Source organism: Verrucosispora sp. WMMC514 (genome assembly GCF_027497295.1).
Lineage (GTDB): Bacteria > Actinomycetota > Actinomycetes > Mycobacteriales > Micromonosporaceae > Micromonospora > Micromonospora palythoicola.
In genome coordinates, this window is record NZ_CP114906.1 from 3,000,835 (window position 1) to 3,022,574 (window position 21,740).

The 21,740-nt window shown below is 72.3% G+C and carries 18 protein-coding genes; 8 read left to right on the forward strand and 10 right to left on the reverse strand.

The annotated features are described in order from the left end of the window. Positions 1-97: 97 nt before the first annotated feature. Complete coding sequence (locus tag O7597_RS13550; protein ID WP_164446481.1) at positions 98-484, reverse strand: phage holin family protein; 387 nt, start codon at positions 482-484, stop codon at positions 98-100. Positions 485-529: 45 nt separating this feature from the next. Next, positions 530-2,410: a type VII secretion protein EccE gene (eccE, locus tag O7597_RS13555; RefSeq protein WP_281582886.1), complete on the reverse strand. Its 1,881-nt coding sequence runs from the start codon at positions 2,408-2,410 to the stop codon at positions 530-532. Between the two features lie 238 nt (positions 2,411-2,648). Between eccE and O7597_RS13560 the strand changes: the two genes are divergently transcribed. Then, positions 2,649-2,969 (forward strand): WXG100 family type VII secretion target, encoded by a 321-nt coding sequence (locus tag O7597_RS13560; RefSeq protein ID WP_269742674.1) that lies wholly within the window; start codon positions 2,649-2,651, stop codon positions 2,967-2,969. Positions 2,970-2,994: 25 nt separating this feature from the next. Beyond that, the gene (locus tag O7597_RS13565; RefSeq protein ID WP_269740246.1) at positions 2,995-3,288 is read left to right on the forward strand and encodes a WXG100 family type VII secretion target; all 294 of its coding nucleotides are present in this window, start codon (positions 2,995-2,997) and stop codon (positions 3,286-3,288) included. A gap of 38 nt (positions 3,289-3,326) precedes the next feature. On the opposite strand, the gene mycP is transcribed toward O7597_RS13565, so the two are convergent. Continuing rightward, a complete protein-coding gene (mycP, locus tag O7597_RS13570) occupies positions 3,327-4,478 on the reverse strand; it encodes a type VII secretion-associated serine protease mycosin (RefSeq protein ID WP_269740245.1) in 1,152 nt (383 codons plus the stop codon). A 244-nt stretch (positions 4,479-4,722) separates the two neighbouring features. Here mycP and O7597_RS13575 point away from each other — a divergent pair, with 244 nt between their 5' ends. Next, on the forward strand, positions 4,723-7,647 hold the full coding sequence (locus O7597_RS13575) for an SseB family protein (RefSeq protein WP_269740244.1): 2,925 nt from the start codon (positions 4,723-4,725) through the stop codon (positions 7,645-7,647). Beyond that, the gene (locus O7597_RS13580) at positions 7,644-8,009 is read left to right on the forward strand and encodes a hypothetical protein (protein WP_269740243.1); all 366 of its coding nucleotides are present in this window, start codon (positions 7,644-7,646) and stop codon (positions 8,007-8,009) included. The genes O7597_RS13575 and O7597_RS13580 overlap by 4 nt, the downstream gene beginning before the upstream one ends. 15 nt (positions 8,010-8,024) lie before the next feature. Here the strand turns inward: O7597_RS13580 and O7597_RS13585 are convergent, their stop codons facing one another. The 4 genes from O7597_RS13585 to acs form a co-directional block, all read right to left on the reverse strand. Continuing rightward, a complete protein-coding gene (locus O7597_RS13585; protein WP_269740242.1) occupies positions 8,025-8,957 on the reverse strand; it encodes an alpha/beta hydrolase in 933 nt (310 codons plus the stop codon). Between the two features lie 88 nt (positions 8,958-9,045). Beyond that, complete coding sequence (locus O7597_RS13590; RefSeq protein WP_269740241.1) at positions 9,046-9,531, reverse strand: DUF5818 domain-containing protein; 486 nt, start codon at positions 9,529-9,531, stop codon at positions 9,046-9,048. A gap of 116 nt (positions 9,532-9,647) precedes the next feature. Beyond that, entirely contained in the window at positions 9,648-12,053 is a 2,406-nt protein-coding gene (locus O7597_RS13595; protein ID WP_281583249.1) for an immune inhibitor A domain-containing protein, read from the reverse strand. 266 nt (positions 12,054-12,319) lie between these two features. After that, a complete protein-coding gene (gene acs, locus O7597_RS13600; RefSeq protein WP_281582887.1) occupies positions 12,320-14,308 on the reverse strand; it encodes an acetate--CoA ligase in 1,989 nt (662 codons plus the stop codon). A 303-nt stretch (positions 14,309-14,611) separates the two neighbouring features. On the opposite strand from acs, the gene O7597_RS13605 reads away from it, so the two are divergent. Further along, positions 14,612-15,355 (forward strand): oxidoreductase, encoded by a 744-nt coding sequence (locus O7597_RS13605; RefSeq protein WP_281582888.1) that lies wholly within the window; start codon positions 14,612-14,614, stop codon positions 15,353-15,355. Positions 15,356-15,490: 135 nt separating this feature from the next. On the opposite strand, the gene O7597_RS13610 is transcribed toward O7597_RS13605, so the two are convergent. Further along, positions 15,491-16,297: an HAD-IB family hydrolase gene (locus O7597_RS13610; RefSeq protein ID WP_164446469.1), complete on the reverse strand. Its 807-nt coding sequence runs from the start codon at positions 16,295-16,297 to the stop codon at positions 15,491-15,493. Between the two features lie 406 nt (positions 16,298-16,703). On the opposite strand from O7597_RS13610, the gene O7597_RS13615 reads away from it, so the two are divergent. Continuing rightward, a complete protein-coding gene (locus tag O7597_RS13615; RefSeq protein WP_281582889.1) occupies positions 16,704-17,165 on the forward strand; it encodes a hypothetical protein in 462 nt (153 codons plus the stop codon). A 15-nt stretch (positions 17,166-17,180) separates the two neighbouring features. Here the strand turns inward: O7597_RS13615 and O7597_RS13620 are convergent, their stop codons facing one another. Together O7597_RS13620 and O7597_RS13625 are read right to left on the reverse strand one after the other, a co-directional pair. Next, a complete protein-coding gene (locus O7597_RS13620) occupies positions 17,181-18,110 on the reverse strand; it encodes a hypothetical protein (protein WP_269740237.1) in 930 nt (309 codons plus the stop codon). Between the two features lie 133 nt (positions 18,111-18,243). After that, positions 18,244-19,131, reverse strand: coding sequence for a hypothetical protein (locus O7597_RS13625; protein ID WP_269740236.1), 888 nt, complete (start codon positions 19,129-19,131; stop codon positions 18,244-18,246). A 261-nt stretch (positions 19,132-19,392) separates the two neighbouring features. Here O7597_RS13625 and ssd point away from each other — a divergent pair, with 261 nt between their 5' ends. After that, the gene (gene ssd, locus O7597_RS13630; protein WP_269740235.1) at positions 19,393-20,496 is read left to right on the forward strand and encodes a septum site-determining protein Ssd; all 1,104 of its coding nucleotides are present in this window, start codon (positions 19,393-19,395) and stop codon (positions 20,494-20,496) included. Next, a complete protein-coding gene (locus tag O7597_RS13635) occupies positions 20,493-21,692 on the forward strand; it encodes a TadA family conjugal transfer-associated ATPase (RefSeq protein WP_269740234.1) in 1,200 nt (399 codons plus the stop codon). Before ssd ends, O7597_RS13635 begins: the two co-directional genes overlap by 4 nt. Positions 21,693-21,740 lie beyond the last annotated feature (48 nt).

Genomic DNA, 21,740 nt, shown 5'->3' on the forward strand with positions numbered 1-21,740 from the left:
CCGTTTCCGCAGCCAATTCCCGCGATATGGCCGGCGCGACCGCCCTGCCGGGGTGGCCACCGTCGGGCGGTGACCACCGGCAGGGTCGGTGTCGCGGTCAGTCGCGGTCGAGGATGGCGCCGAGGATCCAGGTGACGATCCCGACGAAGAGCGCACCCAGCACCGCGGCCGGCCAGAAGCCGTCGACGTCGAAGGGCAGCCCCGCCTGATCCGCGATCCAGCCGGTGAGCAGGAACAGCAGACCGTTCACCACGAGTGCGATCAGACCGAGGGTGAGCAGGTAGAAACCGCAGCCGACGGTCTTGATGATCGGCTGGAGCACTCCGTTGACGACCCCGAAGATGACCGCGACGAGGATCAGGGTCAGGATCGTCTCGGAGATCGATTCCGTGTCGAGCGAGATGCCGGGGATGAGCAGTGTGGCCAGCCAGAAGGCCACCGCCGTGGCGCCGACCCGGATCAGTAGACCTTTCAGAAAACCCATGGCGGGCATGGTGCCACGGCGGGCGCACGGGGGGAACCCGCGAGATCATCCTGCTCGGTCGATGGCTCGGGCGTCGATGAGCTGCGTCTCGATCGGGGTGCGGGCGAGCAGTGCCCACCGCAGGGCGCGTCGGTTGACCACGGCGAGCATGTCGTGCCGGCTGCGGGTCAGCGACTCCGCCGCGTCGCCCAGCCCCAGCGCGTTGCCGGCTACGCTGGCTTCCGCCCGGCTGAGCGGCTGGAACACCGCCAGGTCAACCCGGCCCAACGCGTCCGCGTCGGCGGGGGTCAGCACGTCGCGGACCAGTAACGTGGTGTGCCAGGCGGTGCCCGGGCGGGGACCGGCCGGCGGTGCGGCGTCCAGCACCACGAGCACCGGGGCGAGCGGCGTGCCGGGCGCTCCGGTGACCGGGCGGCCCGGCGGTACCAGCGAAACAGGCCCACCCGGCACACCGGTGTCCCGGACGAATCGAGCCCAGGCGTGCGGCCGGGCCGTCTGGACGATCACGCGGGCACCGAGCGCCATCGCGCGCACGGCGACCAGTTGGGCGACGGACACCCCACCGACGATCATCAGCCGGGTGCTCTCCGGCCGGAACAGCCGGACCGTGACGGCGTCGCCGTGCCGGTTGACGCCGAGCACCAACCCGGCACCGCCGAACGGCACCTCCCGCACCAGGTCCACGGCGCCGTACCGCGCCACCCGCTTCGGATTCCCGGCACCGGTCAGCAGCGGTGTCCCGGGCCGGGCCAACGGCAGCGTTCCGGCGAGTGCGTCCAACTGCCGGCCGTCGAGCCGTTCCACCGTCACGCCCTCGGCGACCGCCGTCCGCCGCAACTGCCGGGCCGCGTCGGACAACTCGGCGGGTGTTGCCGCGGCCAGTCGCACGAGCAGCCCGCTCGCCGGCGGTCGCTCCGTCCCGGCGGGCAGTGACACCGTGATCGCGGTGGCCGGCAACGTCCACAGCCGGGGCACGAATGTGGCCGCTTGCCCGCCCGGCCAGCGGCTCAACCAGAAGGTGGTCTGCAGTAGGTCGCCGCAGCGGACCGCCTGCCAGGATTCCCGGACCGGACGTCCGTCGTGGTGGGCGAACTCGGCGAGCACCCGCCGGATCGGTTGCTCGCCCATCGGGCGCACGGCCAACGGTCGCAGCCGCCGGACGATCCGCCGCACGGTGCCCGCGAGGGCGTGCCGCAGCGTCTCCTCCGGCCAGCCGCGCGCCCGCGACACCCGCACCGCCAGCACCGCCCGTTCCCGCCCGGCCAGCTGTCCGTCGGTGAGCTGACGGTACGAGACGGCCGCCGCACCGCCGCCGGCACCGACCGCCGGTGCCGGCGTACCGGTCAGGAGAAGCTGTACGCGTACCGGCGGCCCCGGGTCGGTCTCCGCCGGGAGCAGCGACGCGGGCGACGGTAGCGGCTGCTCGCGGTCACCGAGCAGGTCGGCCGGATCGCCGATCTCCAACAGCGCCACCAGGCCGCCCGGGTCGTCCAGCACCGCGAGGGAACCGTCGCCCAGCTCGACGCGACGGATCACGGTGTCGGGGTTCACCAGATCGAGCAGCTCGGTGGGGCCGTCGTCGGGTCTGGCGGCGTGCCGCCGGGCCAGGAAGCCGACGCCGATGACCAGCCACTCGTGCAGCCACCGTCGGCGGACCCGACTCCAGGTCACGGTGAGCAGCACGGCCGCCGCGAGTGTCGTGGCGGCCGTCGCCAGATGACCCTGGCCCGCCACCACGACGATCGCCGCCGCCACCACCTGGGTGGTGACGATCTGCCCGGACCGAAGCGGGGCCGATCGCCACCGACGCCCGGGCGGTCGCCGTGGCCCGGTGGGGCGGATCCGACGGGCGGATCCGGACGACGGGTCGCCGGAGGGCTGGCGGCCGGCCGCGTCCGGACGCGTCGGGGTGAGGGTCACCGCCACGGCGCCTCCCTTCGACCGTCACCGATGGCGACATCGACGACGCCCATGGTAGTTACCGGCGACCGAGCGCGTTATCCACAGGGGAGCGAGGTGGGGTAGCAGAACCGCGACCGTGTCGCTACTCTCAGCGACGAGTTCTCGTTGGCCCATCCCGCGTCGTGCTTCCCCTCCGGCGTCGTGGGCGGTGCGTTTCCGCCGCAGGGCCAGCCACGATCGAGGAGACGAGGTGACGTCCAAGGTGTCCCAGACCCAGGCAGAGGCCGCGGTGATGCAGCAGACCGCGGCGAAGTTCGAGCAGACCGACCAGTCGTTGCAGTCGATGCTCAGTGGACTGTTGGTCCAGCTGGAGATCCTCCAGCAGGCCTGGCGAGGGGCTGGTGGCCGGTCGTTCGAGCAGGTCAAACGGAAGTGGGCGGAGGACCAGGCCGGGCTTCAGCAGGCGCTGCGGGAGACGGCGGGGGCGATCCGCACCGCCGGCACCCGGTACGACGCGTCGGACGCCGAGGCGGCTGCCCGGGTGGCGGCCACCAACCGTGGCGGCATCCAACTGCCGCTCTAGCCCACGACGCAGGGAGAAGAATCCGATGGAGCACGGTGTGCTGGTCGTCAACTTCGCCGCGCTGCAACAGGCCAGCGCGGACATTCAGCGAGCGCTGAACACGCTCGACGCGCAGCTCGGTCAGTTGGAGCGCGACGCGGCACCGCTGGTGGCCAGTTGGTCCGGCGAGGCACAGCAGGCCTACGAGCAGCGGCAGGCACGGTGGCGGAACGCCTCGCAGGACCTCCAGGCCATGTTGCGGGACATCAAGCTCGCGGTCGACGAGTCCGCGGCCGACTACCTCGACACGGAGAAGCGGAACACCGGCCTCTTCCAGTGAACCGCCGCGCACAGTCCACGGGGTGACGCCGACCGGCGTCACCCCGTGTCGTGGCCGTGGTCGGCTGGACGCCACCGTCGGCGTACCCCTCGGGGCACCACCGCCGCCGCCAGCACGACGGCGGCGACGAGCGGCAGGCCCGCGCCGGTGAGCAGCAGTGCCCGGTTCCGGGCGTCGCGTCGACGGTCCTGCTGCGCCAGCAGCGCCGGATCGGGCCGGTCGTCGGCCAGCCCGGTCACCGGTCGCGCGTGCTTCGGCACCGCCCCGGTCTCGGTCACCGCCCGGTACGGATTGAGCACCCCCGCGCCGTATCCGTCGCCGGGGGCCGGATCGGCGGTGGCGACGATCCGCCGAGCCACCTCCAGGGCGCCGAGGTCGGGGCGGTACTGGCGCAGCAGGGCGGCGGTGGCGGCGACGAAGGGTGCCGCGTAGCTGGTGCCGGCGGCACTGCGGTGACCGCCCCCGGGCGCGGCGACCAGCACGTCGAGACCGGGAGCGACGAGATCCACGTGCGTGCCGGTCTGCGAGAAGTCGGCCCGCCGCCCGTCCGCGCCGACCGCGCCGACCCCGAGCACCCCGTCGTAGGTGGCCGGGTAGGGGCGTCGTTGGCCATCGGGGGATCCGTTGCCGGCGGCAGCCACCACGACCACGTCCCGGCTGAGCGCGTACCCGACCGCGGCGCGGACCGCGGAATGGTCGGCGTAGAGCACCACGGAGAGGTTGACCACGGTGGCGCCCTGGTCGACCGCCCAGCGGATGGCCCGGCCGAGATCCCGGGGCGTCGCGGTGCGTCCCGTCCCTCGCCCGTCCACGACCTGCTGTTCACTGACCCGGATCGGCAGGATCCGGGCCTTGGGTGCGAGCCCCTGGAAGGCCGTCCCGTCGCTGGGCGCCGCGGCGATGATGCTCGCCACGCCGGTGCCGTGCCCGACACAGTCCAGGCCGCCGTCGCCGCCGGCATCGAGCAGGTCGGTCCCGGCGAGCACCCGCCCGGCGAGTTGCGGATGCGCTCGGTCCACGCCCGAGTCGACCACCGCCACGGTCACTCCGGAGCCGGTGGCCAGTCGGTCGAGCCGGTCCGGGGCGTACCGTTGCTGCGCCCAGGGGGCCGCGGAGGTCGGTCGGGCCGGAGCCGGTGGCGAAGCGCAGGCCGGCGCGGCGCGGGCCGGGGTCATCGCGACGGCCGTCATCGGGCTGGCCAGCAATACTGCGGCCAGACCCGTCCGAAGGAGGCCAGGGGGGCGCCGATCACCTCGCCGGCGCACACCGCGCGTCCGGTACATCGACTGCCTCCGTATCGTGTCGACACCGGAACGGGATGTTATCGGTTGCTGGTGAACCGGGCGGGCCACCGATGGCCTGAGATTGTGATCTTGCAATCACCTTGTAGGTTGTACCCGACACCTATGGCTGTGCCCGGGAGGAGGGGTGGCCGTGACCGACTGGGAGCCGGCCACCGGGGCCGAGGCGGCGATGCGAGACGCGCTGCACGGCAATGACCAGCAGCTTTACTTCCGGATCTTGTCCGGTGTCGAGCTGCTGCTGCCGGTCTCCGCACAGGCGGCCGCGGGGCGGACTCCGGTTGGCTGGGGCACGTGGACAACCGGCGGCCGGACGCACGTGCTGGCGTTCACCTCCGCCGAGGCGATGCGGGCCTGCCTCGGTGAGCACGCCGGGCCCAGCCGACGCACCGGATACGCGGAACTCGCCGCGAGCTGGCCGAACCACGAGTGGTGGCTGGCGGTGAACCCGGGCCTGCCCATCGAGGGCTACCTGCCCGCCTGGTACGTCTCCCAGCTGTCCCGAGGCGATGTCCGGCTACCCGGCCGTACGGTGGGTGCCCGCGCCCGGCTGGAACGTGTGGAGGCGCTGAACCGGGCCCGCGACGCCGCCTCGGCGTCATCCGCCCCGGCCACGCCGAACCCACCCGCCCCGGCAACGCCGAACCCACCCGCCCCACCGCGATCGCCGGGTCCGGTCCGACCGACACAGCTCTCCCCGGCACCACCGGTGGTGCCGGCGGCCTTCCACCTTCCCGAGGTGCCGCCAGCGACGTCGAGCACGGTCGCCCGCCCCCGCCCGGACCTCGCCGACCGGTCACCCGGCACCGCTGCCCGCCCGGCACCGGCCGACAGCAGCGGGATGGGACGTGCCGACGCCCAGCGGCCCGGTGGTCTGGGTGCTGCCCGACCCGACGGCCCCGGCACCGTGGGCGGCGCCTCGCCACGGCGGCCGGCACCGGGCCGTACGGAGGAACCGACGTCGGGCGGGCCCGGATGGCCCACCGCGCCGGACCGGTCCGGTACGTCCACCAACGGCGATCCGGCCGGCTCCCAGCCGACGGGTCAGCGATCCTTCTTCGAGCCGGCGAACGGTCGCTCGCCGCATCGCGGTGACCGCCTTGTCGACCGGGCAGCACCACCGTCCCGGTTCCGGGGCGGTCAACCGTTCCCCCGCCGGGGACCGGCGGGCGAACAGCCTTCCGACGGGCCGACCCGCGCTTTCGTGTTCAGCGAGGACGACCAGGCCACCACCCGGACCCGTCCCGTCCCGCACGAGGAGACGACCCAGCCGCTGCCACCGCCCGACGGGCCGGTTCGGCCGCTGCGGGTGAGCACCCCCGCCGGTTGGGCGGCTCCGGGTGGCGGCGATCCGACCGCCGGTGGCGGCGACCCGACCGAGGCGCTGCCCCGTCGTCAGCCGGAGGAGGAACAACCGACCTCGGCGGCCGAGCCGGTCTCCGCTCCGCCCGCGCCGCGCCGCGGCTTTACCCCGATCGTCATAGAGGGCACCATCATCGAGGCCCGGGACCTCACCCTCAGCAACGGACACGCAGGTCAGCCTGGCGGGCCAACCGGCGGTGGGGACCGGTCCGCGACCGGGGTGGGTGCGGCGTCGGTTCGTCCGGCAGCGGAGGACGCGAAGGTGGCGGGCCGACCGGATCCGACGGTCGCCGATCCCGAGCCGACGGCTGTCGATCCCCAGCGGGTGGCTGTCGATCCCGAGCCGACGGTACGCTTCCCGGCCCCCCGGCCGGAGCCGACGGTGGCGGCAGCGGAGCCGACGGAGGCGGTGCCGGCAGCACCGCCCGAGCCGACCGTCCCGGTCCAGACGGTGACGCCCGAGTCGACGGTCGCCGCCCCGACGGCCGCTCCGGCGCCACCGCGCCAGGACCAGACGGACGCCGGCGTCGCAGTGGCGGCGCCGGCCGCCCGCCCGCCCGGCCCGGCTGTGCAGAGCCCGTCGCTGTTCACGCCGGTGTCCGGGACGCCGTCCGCGGCGTCCGAGTCCTCGGCTCCGACGCCCACGTCCGGTGCGCCCATCGCGCCCACGTCCGGTGGGCCGACCGCGCCCACGTCCGGTGCGCCCACCGCGCCCGCCGGTCCGCCATTCCAACCTGCCAACGAGGTGGAGGAGGACCTGTACGGTGCCGCGGAGGCCGGCAGCACGGACACCTTCCTGTCCACATTGCTGTTGGCCCGGGTTCTTCTGCCGGTGGCGGCCGACTCCGCCCCTGGTAGCCGTCCCGGCGATCCGGGCTTCGTCTGGCCGGCCGTGCAGTTGGACGGGCAGACCTTCGTGGTGGCCTACACCTCTCCGCAGCGCCTCGCCGACCACACCGATCCGGCGGCCGAGACGGTCCAGGTCCGCTTCGTCCAGCTCATCCGGAAGTGGCCCGACCTCTCCTGGTCGTTCGCCGTCAACCCGGGCACCCCGGTGGGTGCGAAACTGCCCGGTGAGCAGATCGTCGGGCTGGCCAACTGGGCCGCCGAGCTCGGCCTCGGCGACGACGCCGAGGGTGAGCCCGAGCCGAACGTCGAGGCCCCCGCACCGGCGAGCAGCCCACGGCAGGCGGCGCCGGCGGGTGACCTGACCCGGCCGATCGTGATGCAGAAGGCGATCGCACCCAGCCAACTCGGCTACTACCTGGAACGGGGCTACGACCGGGTCTCCGGGTTCGTCCACCGGGCGAGCGAGCTGGCGCATCTCACCACCCCGGCCGCCCTCTACCAGGCGCTCGGCCTCAACCACCCCGAGTCGCCCTTCGCACCGGACGCCGAACAGATCTACGTGCTCCGTTGGCCGGCGTACCGGCCGAGCCTGTACCGCATCCCGTACGGCGGGCAGAACGAGGCGGCCATGCGGGCGATGGAGGGTTGGGTCATCGAACGGCCACCGTTCCGCGGCAACGGCTTCGCCCCCGGTGAGGGCAGCGACGTGCTGGCCGAGTTCAAGGTGGACAGTGTCCGGCTGCCGCACGGCGCTCAACTGGTCCGTATCGACGCTGCGGGCACCGAGCGACCCGTCGCCGTGCTCGACGCCGACACGCTCTCCTGGCGCGAGGTCGGTGAGCGGTGATGCGCGACGGCTATGTGGCGCGCTGGCGCGGGCGGGAGTTCCCGGCCAGCCCGGACGGCGGCGAGGTCCGGCTGTACCAGCCGGAGGCGACCGAGGGTTTCACCGAGGTATGCCCCGGCCGGCACGTCCGGGTCGTACCGGCCGGCGAGATCGAGGAACTGGTGTACGTCCGTACCACCTGCACCTGGAAGGGGCAGCCGTTCATCGTGCTGGCCAAGCACGACGGGTGGCTGCGGGTCGAGTACACCGGTGGCCGGTGGCCGGTCGCGCAGGCGATGCGGCTGGAGGCCTTCGACTTCGGTGTCTACCAGGGATGGGCCCCGGTCGGCGAGGTCACCGACGTCCGCGAGCAGCGGGTCTGAGGCCGCCGAGCGGGCTCAGGACTTCGCCCAGCGGAGGACCTCGCCGAGCACCAGTTCCGGCATCTCCAGGTGGGGAAAGTGCCCGACCTCGTCGAGCAGCCGCCACTCGTACGGCGCGCTGACGTAGCGCCCGGAGCCCTGGGCGGTACGCGGCAACGCCGCCACGTCCCGCGCCCCGTGCAGTTGCAGGGTGGGCGCGGCGAGCGGTCGCTGCATCAGCTTCACGAACCGGTAGCCGTGCAGCCGCAGTACCGACCGGAACGCCCACCGGTAGCCCTCCAGCGCGCAGAAGGCGGCCTGCGGGATCCGCATGCCCTCCCGGTAGCGCCGTGCGTAGTCGGCGAAGTCCGCGCCGGTGACCCAGCGGTGCCCGCCCCAGCGGCGCAGGATCTCCTCCACCGCGCGGCCGTTGTCGCGGGTGAGGAGGTGTTCGTACCGGGGCAGCTGGAATCGCAGCGCCGGGGTCGACGCGGCGAACTGACCGCGTGGGTCGGCGAAGATGGCGGCCCGTAGCCGCAGCGGATGCGGGGCGCCGAGCACCACCAGGCGCCGCACCAGGTTGGGGTGGAACGACGCCGCGGTCCAGGCGATCATGCCGCCGGCGCCGGTGCCGACCAGGGTGGCCGAGCGCTCGCCGAGCGCCCGGATCAGGCCGGCGACGTCGGCCGCGAGGGTGTAGCCGTCGTACCCCCGGGGTGGTTTGTCGCTGGCGCCGTAGCCCCGCAGGTCCATCGCGACGGCGCGGAAACCGGCGTCGGCGACCGCCGGCAGCATCCGGTGCCAGGCCCACCAGTGTTCGGGAAAGCCGTGCAGGAAGAGCACCATCGGCCCGGTACCGGCCTCCACGACGTGGAAGCGGCTGCCGTTGGCACCCACGAACCGGTGCGTCCACGGCCCCTCGGTGAGTACGCAGGACTCGTCGACGGCCTCGTCACGCTGCTCGGTCATGCCCGACAGCCTAGGGCCCCGATGCCGCTCGCCTGGCCGGTGCCGTCGCCGCGGTGGCCCGGCCGATCCGACACGACGGCGCCGACGGTCAACCGACCTGGCTCATCTTGAGGATGCTGACCGGGATTCCGGGGCCGCAGTCCACCTCGGCAGTCGCCGGGGCGGTGGTCACCCGGACCCAGGTGCCGGTGGCGAAGGTGCCCTTGTCGGTGCCGTGCAGCGCGTACTCCCGGCCGTCGTCGGTGACCAGGGTGTAGCAGGGCCCGCTGCCACCCCGACTGAGCCGGCCGGCCAGGACATTGGCCTTGCGTAGCTCGGTGGGATGGCTCGGTGGTGCGGTCGGCTTGCCGATCAGCGGCGGTTCGGTGGGCGACCGGGTTCCGCCGGTGCGCCCGACGGGAGGCTGCCCGGTGGCACTGTCGGCGGTGGTGTCGCCCGCCCCGGTGGGGTCGGCTGTCGCGGTGGGTCGCTGGTCGGCGGTCACGGTGCCTCCGTCCGGCTCGCCGCACCCGGCGAGGGCCAGCAGCGCGACGAGGCCGGCCGCCGAAGCTCGGGTACGGATCGTGGTGGGCACGTGGGTATGACGTGAGCGGCGACGCGACGGTTCCCCTCCGGTCGTGGCCGGTGCGGAAAGGGGTGGTGCCCCGGGCAGCTGACCTGCCCGGGGCACCACGTCGTCGGTCTGCCGGATCAGGAGAAGCGGACCTTGGTGTAGATCCCGTTCTGCTTCAACACCTTGATCTTGGTGCCGGTGGCCGGGAGCTTCACGCCGTGGTTCGGCAGCTCCGGGAACCAGTACTTCTTGGTGTCGTCGAACAGCGGCTGCGCGGCCTGCCCCCGGATGTACTGCGGCTGGCTGTTGAGGTGCAGCGTGAACGAATCCGCCTTCTTGAGACTGAACGGCGCGTCGTAGACCTGGATGCGGGCCCGCCAGGGCTGCCCGGTCAGGTTGTAGATCGGCCGCGGGTGGGCGTCGATGATCATGTTCCGGCCCTCGCCCGGGTGCGCGAACGTGTCGTTGTCCGCCCACCGGGTGTTCCAGTACGAGATCAGCAGCCCCTCCTGGTACGCGTAGTGGTCCACGTAGTCCGGCTTGGTGTTCTGGTACCCGAAGAAGTACGGGCCGGTCTTGAGGTACCTGTCGTACGAGATGTACTGCCGGGTGCCGGCGATGTAGTAGTTCGCGAAGCTCCGCGTGTACGTCGCCTCGACCACCTCGAACCCGCCGGCCAACGTCCAGCCGTCCCCGTCGGACTCCGCACCGTCGGTGAAGACGGTCTCGCCGTCGGCGGTGAGGGTGACCGCGTCACCGAAGAAGCCGCCCTCGGAGACACCGCCGTCGGTCTGGTAACGCAACCGGAACGCGACGCTGTCCCCGGCCACCTGGTCCAGCGGAATCTCGATGTCGACCCACTCGTCGTCGGAGCTGCCGTCCAGCGCGAACCGGCCGGGGGAGATCTCCTTCAACGGTTCGCCGTCGACCGTGCCGTTCTGCGACGTCCAGGTCTGCCCGCCGTCGACCGAGGTCTCGAAGAACAGGTAGTCGTAGTCCGCCTCGATGCTGTAGCGGCCCTTCATCGACAGCGTCGCCGTCGACTTACCGGTCAGGTCGAACGTGCGGGTCATGGTGCTGTTGAGGTCGTCCGCGTTGCCGGAGAAGAACTGCTTGTCACCCTCGAACGGCGCGCCGTTGTCGAAGGTGTACTCCCGCTCGGGCAGCACCACCACGGCGGCCTGGGCCTGCTTGGTGTTGTACTCCTGCGGGCCGAGGGTCAGCGTCCGCTTCTGCCCGGCCACGATCACCTCGTAGTCGAGCCAACCGAGCTGGAGCTTGTTCCAGGCGCCGAGGTCGCCGCCGCGCTCGCCGATGCCACCGTCGTGCTTGGCGCCGAGGCGGCTCTGGGCCATCAGCGTCCAGTGCTCGTTGTTGTTGTCGCCGCCGCTGATGACGTTGTAGTCGTCCGGCAGGCCGAGGTCGTGGGCGTACTCGTGGTAGAAGACGCTGCGACCGCCGTTCTCCGGCTGGATGGTGTAGTCGCCGATCCAGACGCCGGTGTCGCCGATCTGGGTACCGCCCGCCGGGAAGTTCGACGGCCCGGTGCGACCCTGGTCGGAGGCGTACGCGTACCAGCGGTGGCTCCAGATGGCGTCCTCGCCCTGGATCGGGTCGCCGTCGGCCATGTCGCCACCGGCGTGCACGATCTGGAAGTGGTCGATGTAGCCGTCCGGCTCGTTGAAGTCGCCGTCACCGTCGTGGTCGTAGCGGTCCCACTCGTCCATCGCCCGCACGTCGGCGGCGATCTCCTCGTCGATCCGCCCGGCCGCCTTCTGGTCCGCGACCCACTGGTTGGCGGCGTCGCGCACCAGCGCCCAGACGTTGTTGCAGACGATCCCCTCGCAGGGGTAGCCGCTGGAGCGGCCGTAGCGCGCCTCGTTGTACTGGACCTTCACCCAGTCGGTGACCACGCCGTCGACGCTGTACCGGCCGGAGGACTGGGCCTCGTAGTACTGCTTGACCGACTCGTCACCGGGCTCGGTGCCGAAGTAGAGCGTCCGGTAGTGGTCGGCGTCGTAGTCCGGCTGCCAGACGGTGGAGTTGTCCACCGACCGGTCCGGCTCGGGGATCTCGTTGTGCAGCGGACCGTCGAACTTCGTCGGGCCGGGGATGTCCGGGTCGGTGTCCTGGTCCGGGTAGTTCGGGTGCCGGTCGTTGCCGAACTCGGCGAGGATCACGAAGATCTGGTCGGTCTGTTCCCGGGACAGCTCGACGTACTGCTTCTCGGTGGGGCCTCGGCCGCGCTTGGTGGTCTTGGCGTTGCGACCGGCCGCACCGCCGCGGGCGGCCCGCTCACCGACCTTGACCACCGTGCTGCCGTTGATCCGTTCGGCCTTGGCTCGGCCCGAGAGCACCTCACTGAGGCCCTCCTGGCGCAGGGCGCGGCGCTTGGCCTCAAGCGGGTTCGGCAGGTCGTGTTCGGCGTGGGCGGGCTCCGCGATGGACGGGGCGGCCGCCGGGTTCTCCGGCTGTGGCGCGGCGGCGGCGGATGTGCCGACCGTCAGTCCTGTCGCCGTCAAGGAGAGCCCGAGCAGACCCACTGCGACTTTCCGCACGTGGTACCTCCGGATTGAGGGAACCGACCCGTCGGGGGTTGCGGGTCGGTGAAAGAGGCCCCCGTGAATGGGGCCAGTGGTGAACCTAGGCACTCCCGAGGCTGGTGAGAAGAGTTGTGGCCAAAATTTGTTGCACCTTTTTGTTGGTAGGCGTTTTCACTGTCACATCCCGACCCCGGTTGACGTGCGGGAACATGACGAAGGGTGGCGGTCCGATGCCGGACCGCCACCCTTCGGGCGTACGCCTGTCGTCAGTCCTCGTCGGACTTGCCGCCGCTCATGCCGGAGGCGATCAGGTCCATCACTGAGGAATCCTGCAACGTGGTCACGTCGCCCAGCGACCGGTTCTCCGCCACGTCCCGCAGCAACCGGCGCATGATCTTCCCGGACCTGGTCTTCGGCAACTCCGGCACCAGCATGATCTGCCGGGGCTTGGCGATCGGGCCGAGCGTCTTCGCCACGTGGTTGCGCAGATCGGCGATGAGCTGCTCACCGGCCTCGCCGGAGATCTCGGTGCTGCCCCGGGGGATGGCGAACGCGACGATCGCCTGCCCGGTGGTCGGGTCGGTGGCGCCGACCACGGCCGCCTCCGCCACCGACGGGTGCGACACCAGCGCCGACTCCACCTCGGTGGTGGAGATGTTGTGCCCCGACACCAGCATCACGTCGTCGACCCGGCCGAGCAGCCAGACGTGCCCGTCGTCGTCCTTCTTCGCGCCGTCACCGGCGAAGTAGATCCACGGGCCGTCGCCACCGGCACCCGCGCCGAACCGCGACCAGTACGTCTCGATGAACCGGTTGTCGTCTCCCCAGATGGTGCGCAGCATCGACGGCCACGGCTCCCGCAGCACGAGGTAACCGCCACCGCCATTGGGCACCGACTGACCCTGGTCGTCCACCACGTCCGCGACGATGCCCGGCAGCGGAGTCATCGCCGAGCCCGGCTTGGCGGCGGTCACCCCGGGCAGCGGTGAGATCATCATGCTGCCGGTCTCGGTCTGCCACCAGGTGTCCACGATGGGCAGCTCGCCCCGCCCCACGTGCTGCCTGTACCACATCCAGGCCTCGGGGTTGATCGGCTCGCCGACACTACCGAGCAGCCGCAGCGAGGAGAGGTCGTACTCGGCCGGAATCTCCTCGCCCCACTTCATCATGGTGCGGATCAACGTCGGTGCCGTGTAGAGGATGGTCACCCCGTACCGGTCGACGATCTCCCAGAAGCGGCCCTTGTGCGGGGTGTCCGGGGTCCCCTCGTACATCACCTGGGTCACCCCGTTGGCGAGCGGGCCGTAGACGATGTAGGAGTGACCGGTCACCCAGCCGATGTCCGCCGTGCACCAGTAGACGTCGGAGTCCGGCTTCAGGTCGAAGACCGCGTACGAGGTGTACGCCGCCTGGGTCAGGTAGCCGCCGGTGGTGTGCAGGATGCCCTTCGGGCGGGCGGTGGTGCCGCTGGTGTAGAGGATGAACAACGGGTGCTCGGAGTCGAACGGCTGCGCGGTGTGCTCGGCCGACGCCTGCTCCACCGTCTCGTGCCACCAGTGGTCCCGGCCGGACCAGCCGACCTCCTCGCCGGTGCGCCGGACCACCAGGACGTGCTCGACCGACGGGCAGTTCGCCACCGCCTCGTCGACGGTCGGCTTGAGCGCGGACGGCTTGCCGCGCCGGTACCCGCCGTCGGCGGTGATGACGACCTTCGCCGAGGCGTCCTGGATCCGGTTGGTGAGCGCGTCGGCGGAGAAGCCGCCGAAGACCACACTGTGCGTGGCGCCGATCCGGGCACAGGCCAGCATCGCGACCGCGGCCTCCGGGATCATCGGCAGGTAGATCGCCACCCGGTCACCGGCGGTCACCCCGAGGTCGGTGAGCGCGTTCGCCGCCTGGCAGGTCATCCGGTGCAGGTCGGCGTAGGTGATGGTGCGGCTGTCGCCGGGCTCGCCCTCCCAGTGGATCGCCACCTTGTCGCCCCGGCCAGCCTCCACGTGCCGGTCGAGACAGTTGTAGGCCACGTTCAACTGCCCGCCGACGAACCACTTCGCGAACGGCGGCCGGGACCAGTCCAGCACCTCGTCCCACTGCCTGGTCCACGCCAGCCGGGACGCCTGGCGCTCCCAGAAGGCGAGCCGGTCGGCCGCCGCCTCGGCGTACGCGTCCGCGGTGACGTTGGCGTCGGCGGCGAGTTCGGCCGGCGGCGGGAACTGGCGCGTCTCGTTCAGCAGATTGGCCAATGCCTCGCTCATGCCGGCACTCCGCTTCGCTCCGTGCCAGCATGAGGCACCAGCGCGCCGCGTTGATGATTCGCTCGCTGACGCTCGCTCATGCGGTGACTCCTCGTCGTTCGGGTGACCTGGGTCTCTCCCGGGCAGGTTAGTCGCGGCGGCCGAGCGAGGCGACCGATCCCCGACGCGCCCGTCGCTCAACGGCCCCTCCGACGCGCCGAGGTGCAGGGCAGGTCGACTCCTCACGGCCGGCACGGGGTGGCGGGGATCGCGTTGCCGGTGACTCGCGCCCGGGGCGACAGGCATCGTCGCTAACGTGTCGGGGTGACCGCCGATCCGCTCGCGCCGCTGCTCGACCTCGCCGACATCGCCGCCGCCGTGGAGCGGGCCCGCGACCGGTTCGACCAGGCACTGGGCCACCGGGCGCTGCGGCGCCACGGCGGCCAGGTCGCCGCCGAGGTGAGCCTGCGCTCCGCGGTGGCCAGCGCCGGGCTGGAGGGCCACCACCACGAGCGGGAGACGGTACGCGCCGGCACCGTCACCGAACCGGTGCTCCAGGGTGCGCTGCGGGTGGCCGGCGCCCTGCCCGGGCTCAGTGAACTCTGGCCGAAGGCCCCCCGGCAGGTGCTGGCGAAGCTGCACGTGCTCGCCGCCCGCGAGGTGGTCGCCGAGACCGCGCTGGGCCGCCCGGTCGACGATCCGGTGGTGGCCGCCCGGCTCGACGCCCTGGCCGCCCTGGTGGCCGGCGGCACCCGGGTCACTCCGCTCGTGCTGGCCGCGGTCGTACACGGTGAACTGCTCAACCTGCGCCCGTTCGCCGGTCCGTCGGGCGTGGTCGCCCGGGGCGCGGCCCGTCTCGTGCTGCTCTCCACCGGATTCGACCCACGCGGCCTGCTCGCTGTCGATGTCGGGCACCGGGAACGCGAACCGGAGTACGTGGGCGCGGCCGGTGCCTTCGCCACCGGCACCCCGGACGGACTGCGATCCTGGCTCCGTCACTACATGTCGGCCGTCGAGGTGGGCGCCGACCAGCTCACCGCGATCGGCGACGAGATCCTGGCCTCCTGAGCGCGTACCGCCGATCCGTCCGCTGGTGGTGCCGCTGACCGTGCCTGCCGGGGTGCGGCCTCCTGGCTTCGGCGTCGCCTGCCGGGGTGCGGCCTCCTGGCTTCGGCGTCGGTAGGGGAGCCCGAGGGTGCGCGGTCAGGCCGGCGAGGCGGAGGCGCGGGTGCGGCGATGCCGGCCGTACCAGGCGATGCCGATGGCCACCCCGACACCGACGCCGAGCGCCGCCGCGGCGACCGGCACGGCGGGCCGCTCGCGCAGTCGCCGGCCCAGCGGCACCGGGTGCCGGAACTCGAGCACCGGCCAGGCGTTCTCGACGGCCAGCCGGCGCAGCTGCCGGTCCGGGTTGACCACCGACGGATGCCCCACGCACTCCAGCAAGGGGCGATCACTGTACGAGTCGGAGTAGGCGTACGAGTCGGCCAGGTCGTAGTCCCGGGCGGTGGCGAGTTCGCTGACCGCCTCGACCTTGCTGGGCCCGGCGGCGTAGAACTCGACCTCGCCGCTGTACCGGCCGTCGACCACGCCCATCCGGGTGGCGATCACGTCGGTCACCCCGAGCAGCGCGCCGATGGGGCGCACCATCTCCTCGCCCGAGGCGGAAACCAGCACCACGTCCCGGCCGGCGGCCTGATGCTCCTCGATCAGCGCGGCGGCCTCCGCGTACACGTAAGGGTTGATGAGTTCGTGCAGCGTCTCCGCGACGATCTGACGGACCTGCTCCACCGGCCACCCCTTGCACAGGGTGGCGAGATAGTCACGGGTCCGGGCCATGGTCTGCTCGTCGGTGCCGCCCAGCCGGAACATCAGCTGCGCGTACGCCGACTTGACCACGTCACGCCGAGTGATCAGGCCGTCCCGGTAGAACGGCCTGCCGAACGCCAAGGCGCTCGACTTGGCGATGACGGTCTTGTCCAGATCGAAGAAAGCGGCACTTCGGCCCACGGCGCGAAAGTCTAGCCCGATGGTCTATCGTCGGCGGGTGCCCGGGGGCTGAAGAGCGCTCGGACCTGCGGGCCGACCCCCACCCGCCTGCGAACAGTGACCGTGGTCACACCCAGCGAACAGGATTTCGCAGGGAGTGGACGCTACACCACTCGACGTACACAGGTCCGCTCAGGCAGACTTGGTTACAGCACAGGCATTCATATCTCGTACAACCGGCAGACTCTCGGCGGTTGCACCCCCCGTGACCGCTGAGCGGGTTCGGCTCGACCCCCCCGGAGCCGAACCTCCGACGACCCCCGTCTCCCCCCGACGGGGGTCGTCCCTTTCCCTCCCGTCGCGGCCCAGGTAAAGCCGTGTCTGTCGAGTGGCATACCCTCGCGAAGCTGTCGCACGGGGAGGTGCCATGAGCAGAACGATTGGCCATCACGCCGCCGGTGCCTTTGTCGCCTGGTTGGTGTTCGTGGCGCAGACGCCCGTCATCTATGCCGGACTGCTCGTCTACGCGGCCAGCACCACTGGGGATCTGGGCGGGCCGCTCGCCGGGCCGGTACTGTGCGCTTCGATGGCGTGTCTGGGCATCGCCCTGGTGCCGCTGCTGTTCGTGCCGGCGGGCTGGACCGGTGAGATCGCCTCGATAGGCGGACGGCTGTCCGTGAAGTTGCTTGTCTCGTTCGCCGTCGCCGCAGTGCTGGCGATGCTCTACATGGCCGGCATCGCGGTACTTACCGACAAGCCGACGGTTGCCGGCACGTTGCTGGCGTGCGGGGGCGGCGCGGGTGCTGTGCTTGGTCCTACTGCGGCCTATGTCCTGGTCGCCCAGCGCAGGCTGAAGACGGTTCGGTCTAGCCCAGCGTCACCGCAGTAGCCCGGACTGGTTCCGTCAACGCGGGTGGTAGACGACCGCGCGGCTCACACCCCAGACCGGGCGGACCGAGGCGGCGATACGGCCACGGTCATCGAGGTCGACGACCTCGCCCGCCGTACTGATCCCGGCGAGGCTGAGGTCGTGCAGCACGCCGCGCCGCCACAGCGCCGGGCGTTCGCTTCCGTCGGTGGCCTGGGAACTGGCCAGGATCTCGCCACGGTTGTTGATTGCCCGCAGCCGGGTGAAGCTGCCGCCGAGGGTACCGACGTCCAGGGCGCGTCCGTGTCGCCAGAGGATGCCGCGTTCGGACTGCTCCGCCGAGAACTGCCAGCCAATGATCCAGCCACGGTCGTTGAGGGCGTACGTGTTGCTGCGGTTGAAGGGGCCAGCGCCGAGGTCGGTGACCCGGCCACGGTGCCACCGGGCGGCGTGGAAGCCGGTTGGCACGGACACCCCGCCGGCGACCTGGCCGCGCTCGTTGATGTCGGACACGTCGTCGAGAGGCAATGGCCGGGGACGGCGGTTCGTCCACAGGACAGGGCCGGCGTCGGTGTGGCCCACGACCTGGCCGCGGTCGTTGATCGCCACGGGCCGGCCGGACTGGCCGCCCAGCGGCCGCAGCACGCCGCGATGCCAGACGTACGCGCCGGAGCCGTCGTCGCGGACGCCGACGACCTGACCCCGGTCGTTGACGTCGGTCGGGCTGAAGTCGCCGAGATTGATCATCCGGCCGTTGCGCCAGAGGAATCCGCGGTAGACGCCGTCCGCGCCCTGGGCCCGGCCGACCACGTCACCGCGGTCGTTCATGGCGGTGGCGTAGCTGCTGTCGCCGCCGAGTGTGCCGAGGTCCACCGCGCGGTAGTCGGTGCGGGCTGGGGACACGGCGGCTGTAGGTGCGGCGGTCAGGGCGGCCGTGAGCAGTGCTGTGGCGAGGATGGATGGCATGGGACGGCTCCCTCCGGAGCGTGGCCGGCGAAAGGTGCGCCAAGCGTAGGCGCGTCCCGCCGCTCCGCCATGGTGCTGTCACCCAGCGGACAGCCTCACCGGGCGCTACGCATGGCAGTCGGTCGCACCAGGGTCACCTGATCACGGCTCGGCCGGAGGTACGCGTCGGTTCGAAGCAGACCAGGGCGCGACCACGCCGGTCGGTCACCACCCAGGGATGACCGACGTACGTGTGCTGCCGGTACGACTCATCCGGGTGCAGCACGGCGTACTGCCTCCGGTGCCCGCGGTGGTCCAGCCAGTACACGATCACCGATCGTGAGCGGAGGTTGACGAACTCGATGCTCGTCTCGCTGCCGCCGCTGACCGAGCGCAGACCATGTTCCCGCCACGCCGGTAGCGGGGTCAGCTGCGCCGGCTCGGGCGGTCGGGTGGTCGGTGGCGGGCCTGCCGACCGGCTCGGCGTGGGGGTCGGTCGGGCACTCGGCCTGGGCGGCACGGTCGGTGAGGCAGGACGGGTGGCCGACGGGACCGGTGTCGCCCGCCGGCTGAGTTGCGGCCGGGAGGAGGAGACCCCGCCGACGGACGACGAGGCTGCCGGTGCGGATGGCGACAGCGCATCGGCGGAGGCGACACCCTCCAGACTGGATCCCGGGCCGCCTGGCTGCGGTGGGATCCAGTCCGACGGCACGTCCGGCGCCGCGACGGTCGGGGGTTCGGCCGCCGGCCAGAGCGTGGTGACCAGGAGACCGAGCACGGCGGCGGCGAGGCCAGCGAGCATCAGCCGGTGCGACATTCGGCCGGAAGCGCGGCGGGCGGGTTCGAAGGCGACGGTCGGTTCGCGTACGGGCGGGGGTTCGGTGACCGGTCGGCCGTCGCCTGCGACCGGTGCCGGCGGCAGTGCGCGCGGAACCGGACGCGCCGACAGTTGCCTGGCGCGGGAACGCGGGTCGAACAGCCAGGGGCCGACCCGCAGCCTCGGCTCGACACGGGGCTGTTCGTGATCTGGCGACTGAGTCATGACCTCGATCCGGCGAGCAATGCCGTTCGGCCGACGGCACAGGACGTCGATTATGCGTGGTGCGCGTCACGTCCCGCCATGGGTGGTGCGGGTCGAGACAGGTGCGATGGCGGCCCGTCCGTATAACAGATCAACGCCGTTGTGGGCGTTGTCCACAGAACGCTTCGTTGTCCACAGGACCGCCGTCCGGGGCGGCAGCCGGGGTGGCCGTGGCGGCAGGGTTCGACCCAGTGAACCCGCGCCGACCGCCTGGAGGCCGCGATGCCATCCCGTACCTCCGTCCCGCCGGACCGGCGCCTGCCGCTGGTCGTCACCTCGGACGGTGACCTGCTCGACGACCTGCTTCGGCTCGCTGCCGCGGGCGGCGTCGAGGTGGAGGTCGCCGCCGATCCGGCGGCCGCCCGCACCCGCTGGCGGCCGTCCCCGTTGGTCCTCGTCGGCAGCGACCAGGCACAGCCCTGCCTGCGGGCGCGGCTACCCCGACGAAGCCGACTCGTCCTGGTGGGACGGTCCGGCGACGTCGAGTCCGGCTGGCAGGTGGCCGAGCTGCTCGGCGCAGAACACGTCGCCGTGTTGCCGGCGGCCGAGCCGTGGCTGGTGGACCGGTTCGCCGACTGCGTCAGCGACGGCGGGGCCCCGGCGCACGCCCGGATGGTCGCGGTGGTCGGTGGTCGGGGTGGCGCCGGTGCCAGCATCCTCGCCGGTGGACTCGCCGTCACCGCCGCCCGGGCACGGCTGCGTACCCTCCTGCTCGACGCCGATCCGCTCGGCGGTGGCCTGGATCTCGTGCTCGGCTGGGAGCAGCTGGAAGGGCTGCGCTGGCCGGCGCTGACCGGTGCCGACGGACGGGTCGACGCACCGGCCCTGGTCCGCGCGTTGCCCAGCCGGGGCGATCTGGTGGTGCTCTCCTGGGACCGTGGCGACCTGATCGCGGTGCCGGCCGAGGCGGTGGCCGCCACCCTGGACGCCGCCCGGCGGAGCCGGGACCTCGTGGTGGTCGACCTGCCCCGGCAACTCGACGACGCCGCGGTGACTGCGCTTCAGGCCACCGACCGCGCGTTCGTGGTCGTACCCGCCGAACTGCGGGCGACCGCTGCCGCGGCCCGGGTGGTCACGGCGGTCGCCCCGCACTGTCGTGACCTGTCGGTCATCGTCCGGGGGCCCGCTCCCGGCCGGCTGCGGGCAACCGAGGTGGCCAGAGCACTCGGCCTGCCGCTGGCCGGCTCGCTACGGCCCGAACCGGGGCTGTGCCGTGGGCTGGAGCGGGGTGAAGCCCCGGCGGCCGGTGGGCGCGGCCCGCTGGCCGAGCTCTGCCAGCGGATCGTCACCGAACTCACCGGACAGCCTGCGGCGGGTGCGGCATGACCGGGGAGAACCTCGCGGCCCGGGTACGGCAGCGGATCGCCGCGACGACCGCGCCGGTGACCCCGGCCGCGATCGTCTCCGCGGTACGCGCCGAGCCCGACGCCGCCGTGCTCGGTGACAACGCCCTGCTGCGGATCGCCGACCGGGTCCGTGACGACCTGGTGGGCGCGGGCCCGCTCGCCGTGCTGCTGGCCGACCCCGAGGTGACCGACGTACTGGTCAACGGGGCGCGGGTGTGGGTCGACCGGGGGCAGGGTCTGCACCAGGTACCGGTGCCGGTGGGCACGCCCGACGACGTCCGTCGACTCGCGCAGCGGCTCGCGGCCGGAGCCGGTCGTCGGCTGGACGACGGTTATCCGTGCGTCGACGCCCGGCTGGCCGACGGTACGCGGCTGCACGCGGTGCTACCGCCGGTGGCGACCGACGGGCCCTACCTGTCGCTGCGTACCTTCCGGCAGCGGCCGTTCACCCTCGACGAACTCGTGACCCAGGGCGCGGTGGCCCGGCCGGTGGCGCCGGTGCTCGCCGCCGTGGTGGCGGCCCGGCTCGCCTATCTGGTGATCGGCGGCACCGGCTCCGGCAAGACGACCCTGTTGAACACGTTGCTCGGTCTGGTGCCGACGACCGAGCGGATCGTGCTGGTCGAGGACGCCGCCGAGTTGCGACCGGTGCACCCGCACGTGGTGGGCCTGCAGACACGAACGGCCAACGTGGAGGGCTCGGGTGCCGTCGGCCTGAGCGAGCTGGTCCGGCAGGCGCTGCGGATGCGACCGGACCGGCTGGTGGTCGGCGAGTGCCGGGGCGCGGAGGTGGTCGACCTGCTGGCCGCCCTGAACACCGGTCACGAGGGCGGGGCGGGGACGCTGCACGCCAACACTCCGTCGGACGTACCGGCCCGGTTGGAGGCGCTCGGGCTGCTCGGCGGGTTGCCCCGTCCGGCGCTGCACGCCCAGGTGGCGGCGGCGCTTCAGGTGGTGTTCCAGATTCGCCGTACCCCGCAGGGCCGCATGCTGGACTCCATCTGCCTGCTGTTGCCGGAAGGACCCGAGCGGCTGGTCACCGCGGTCCCCGCGTGGATTCGTGGTCGGGGGATCGGGCTGGCGGCCCGGGCGCTCGGCACGCTGATCCGCAACCGCGACGTGCCGGTGCCGCCGATTCTGTGCGAGCCCTGGCCCGCGTCGGCGGTGTCGTCATGAGTGGCGCGTGGTGGTGGGCGATGTCGGTGTTGCCGGTCCTTGTCGCCC

Bases quoted from the DNA above. Each gene is read 5' to 3' on its own strand.
- O7597_RS13550 (WP_164446481.1), bottom strand. From the start codon at position 484: ATGGGTTTTCTGAAAGGTCTACTGATCCGGGTCGGCGCCACGGCGGTG.
- O7597_RS13565 (WP_269740246.1), top strand. From the start codon at position 2,995: ATGGAGCACGGTGTGCTGGTCGTCAACTTCGCCGCGCTGCAACAGGCC.
- mycP (WP_269740245.1), bottom strand. From the start codon at position 4,478: ATGACGGCCGTCGCGATGACCCCGGCCCGCGCCGCGCCGGCCTGCGCT.
- O7597_RS13585 (WP_269740242.1), bottom strand. From the start codon at position 8,957: ATGACCGAGCAGCGTGACGAGGCCGTCGACGAGTCCTGCGTACTCACC.
- acs (WP_281582887.1), bottom strand. From the start codon at position 14,308: ATGAGCGAGGCATTGGCCAATCTGCTGAACGAGACGCGCCAGTTCCCG.
- O7597_RS13615 (WP_281582889.1), top strand. From the start codon at position 16,704: ATGAGCAGAACGATTGGCCATCACGCCGCCGGTGCCTTTGTCGCCTGG.
- O7597_RS13620 (WP_269740237.1), bottom strand. From the start codon at position 18,110: ATGCCATCCATCCTCGCCACAGCACTGCTCACGGCCGCCCTGACCGCC.
- O7597_RS13625 (WP_269740236.1), bottom strand. From the start codon at position 19,131: ATGACTCAGTCGCCAGATCACGAACAGCCCCGTGTCGAGCCGAGGCTG.
- ssd (WP_269740235.1), top strand. From the start codon at position 19,393: ATGCCATCCCGTACCTCCGTCCCGCCGGACCGGCGCCTGCCGCTGGTC.
- O7597_RS13635 (WP_269740234.1), top strand. From the start codon at position 20,493: ATGACCGGGGAGAACCTCGCGGCCCGGGTACGGCAGCGGATCGCCGCG.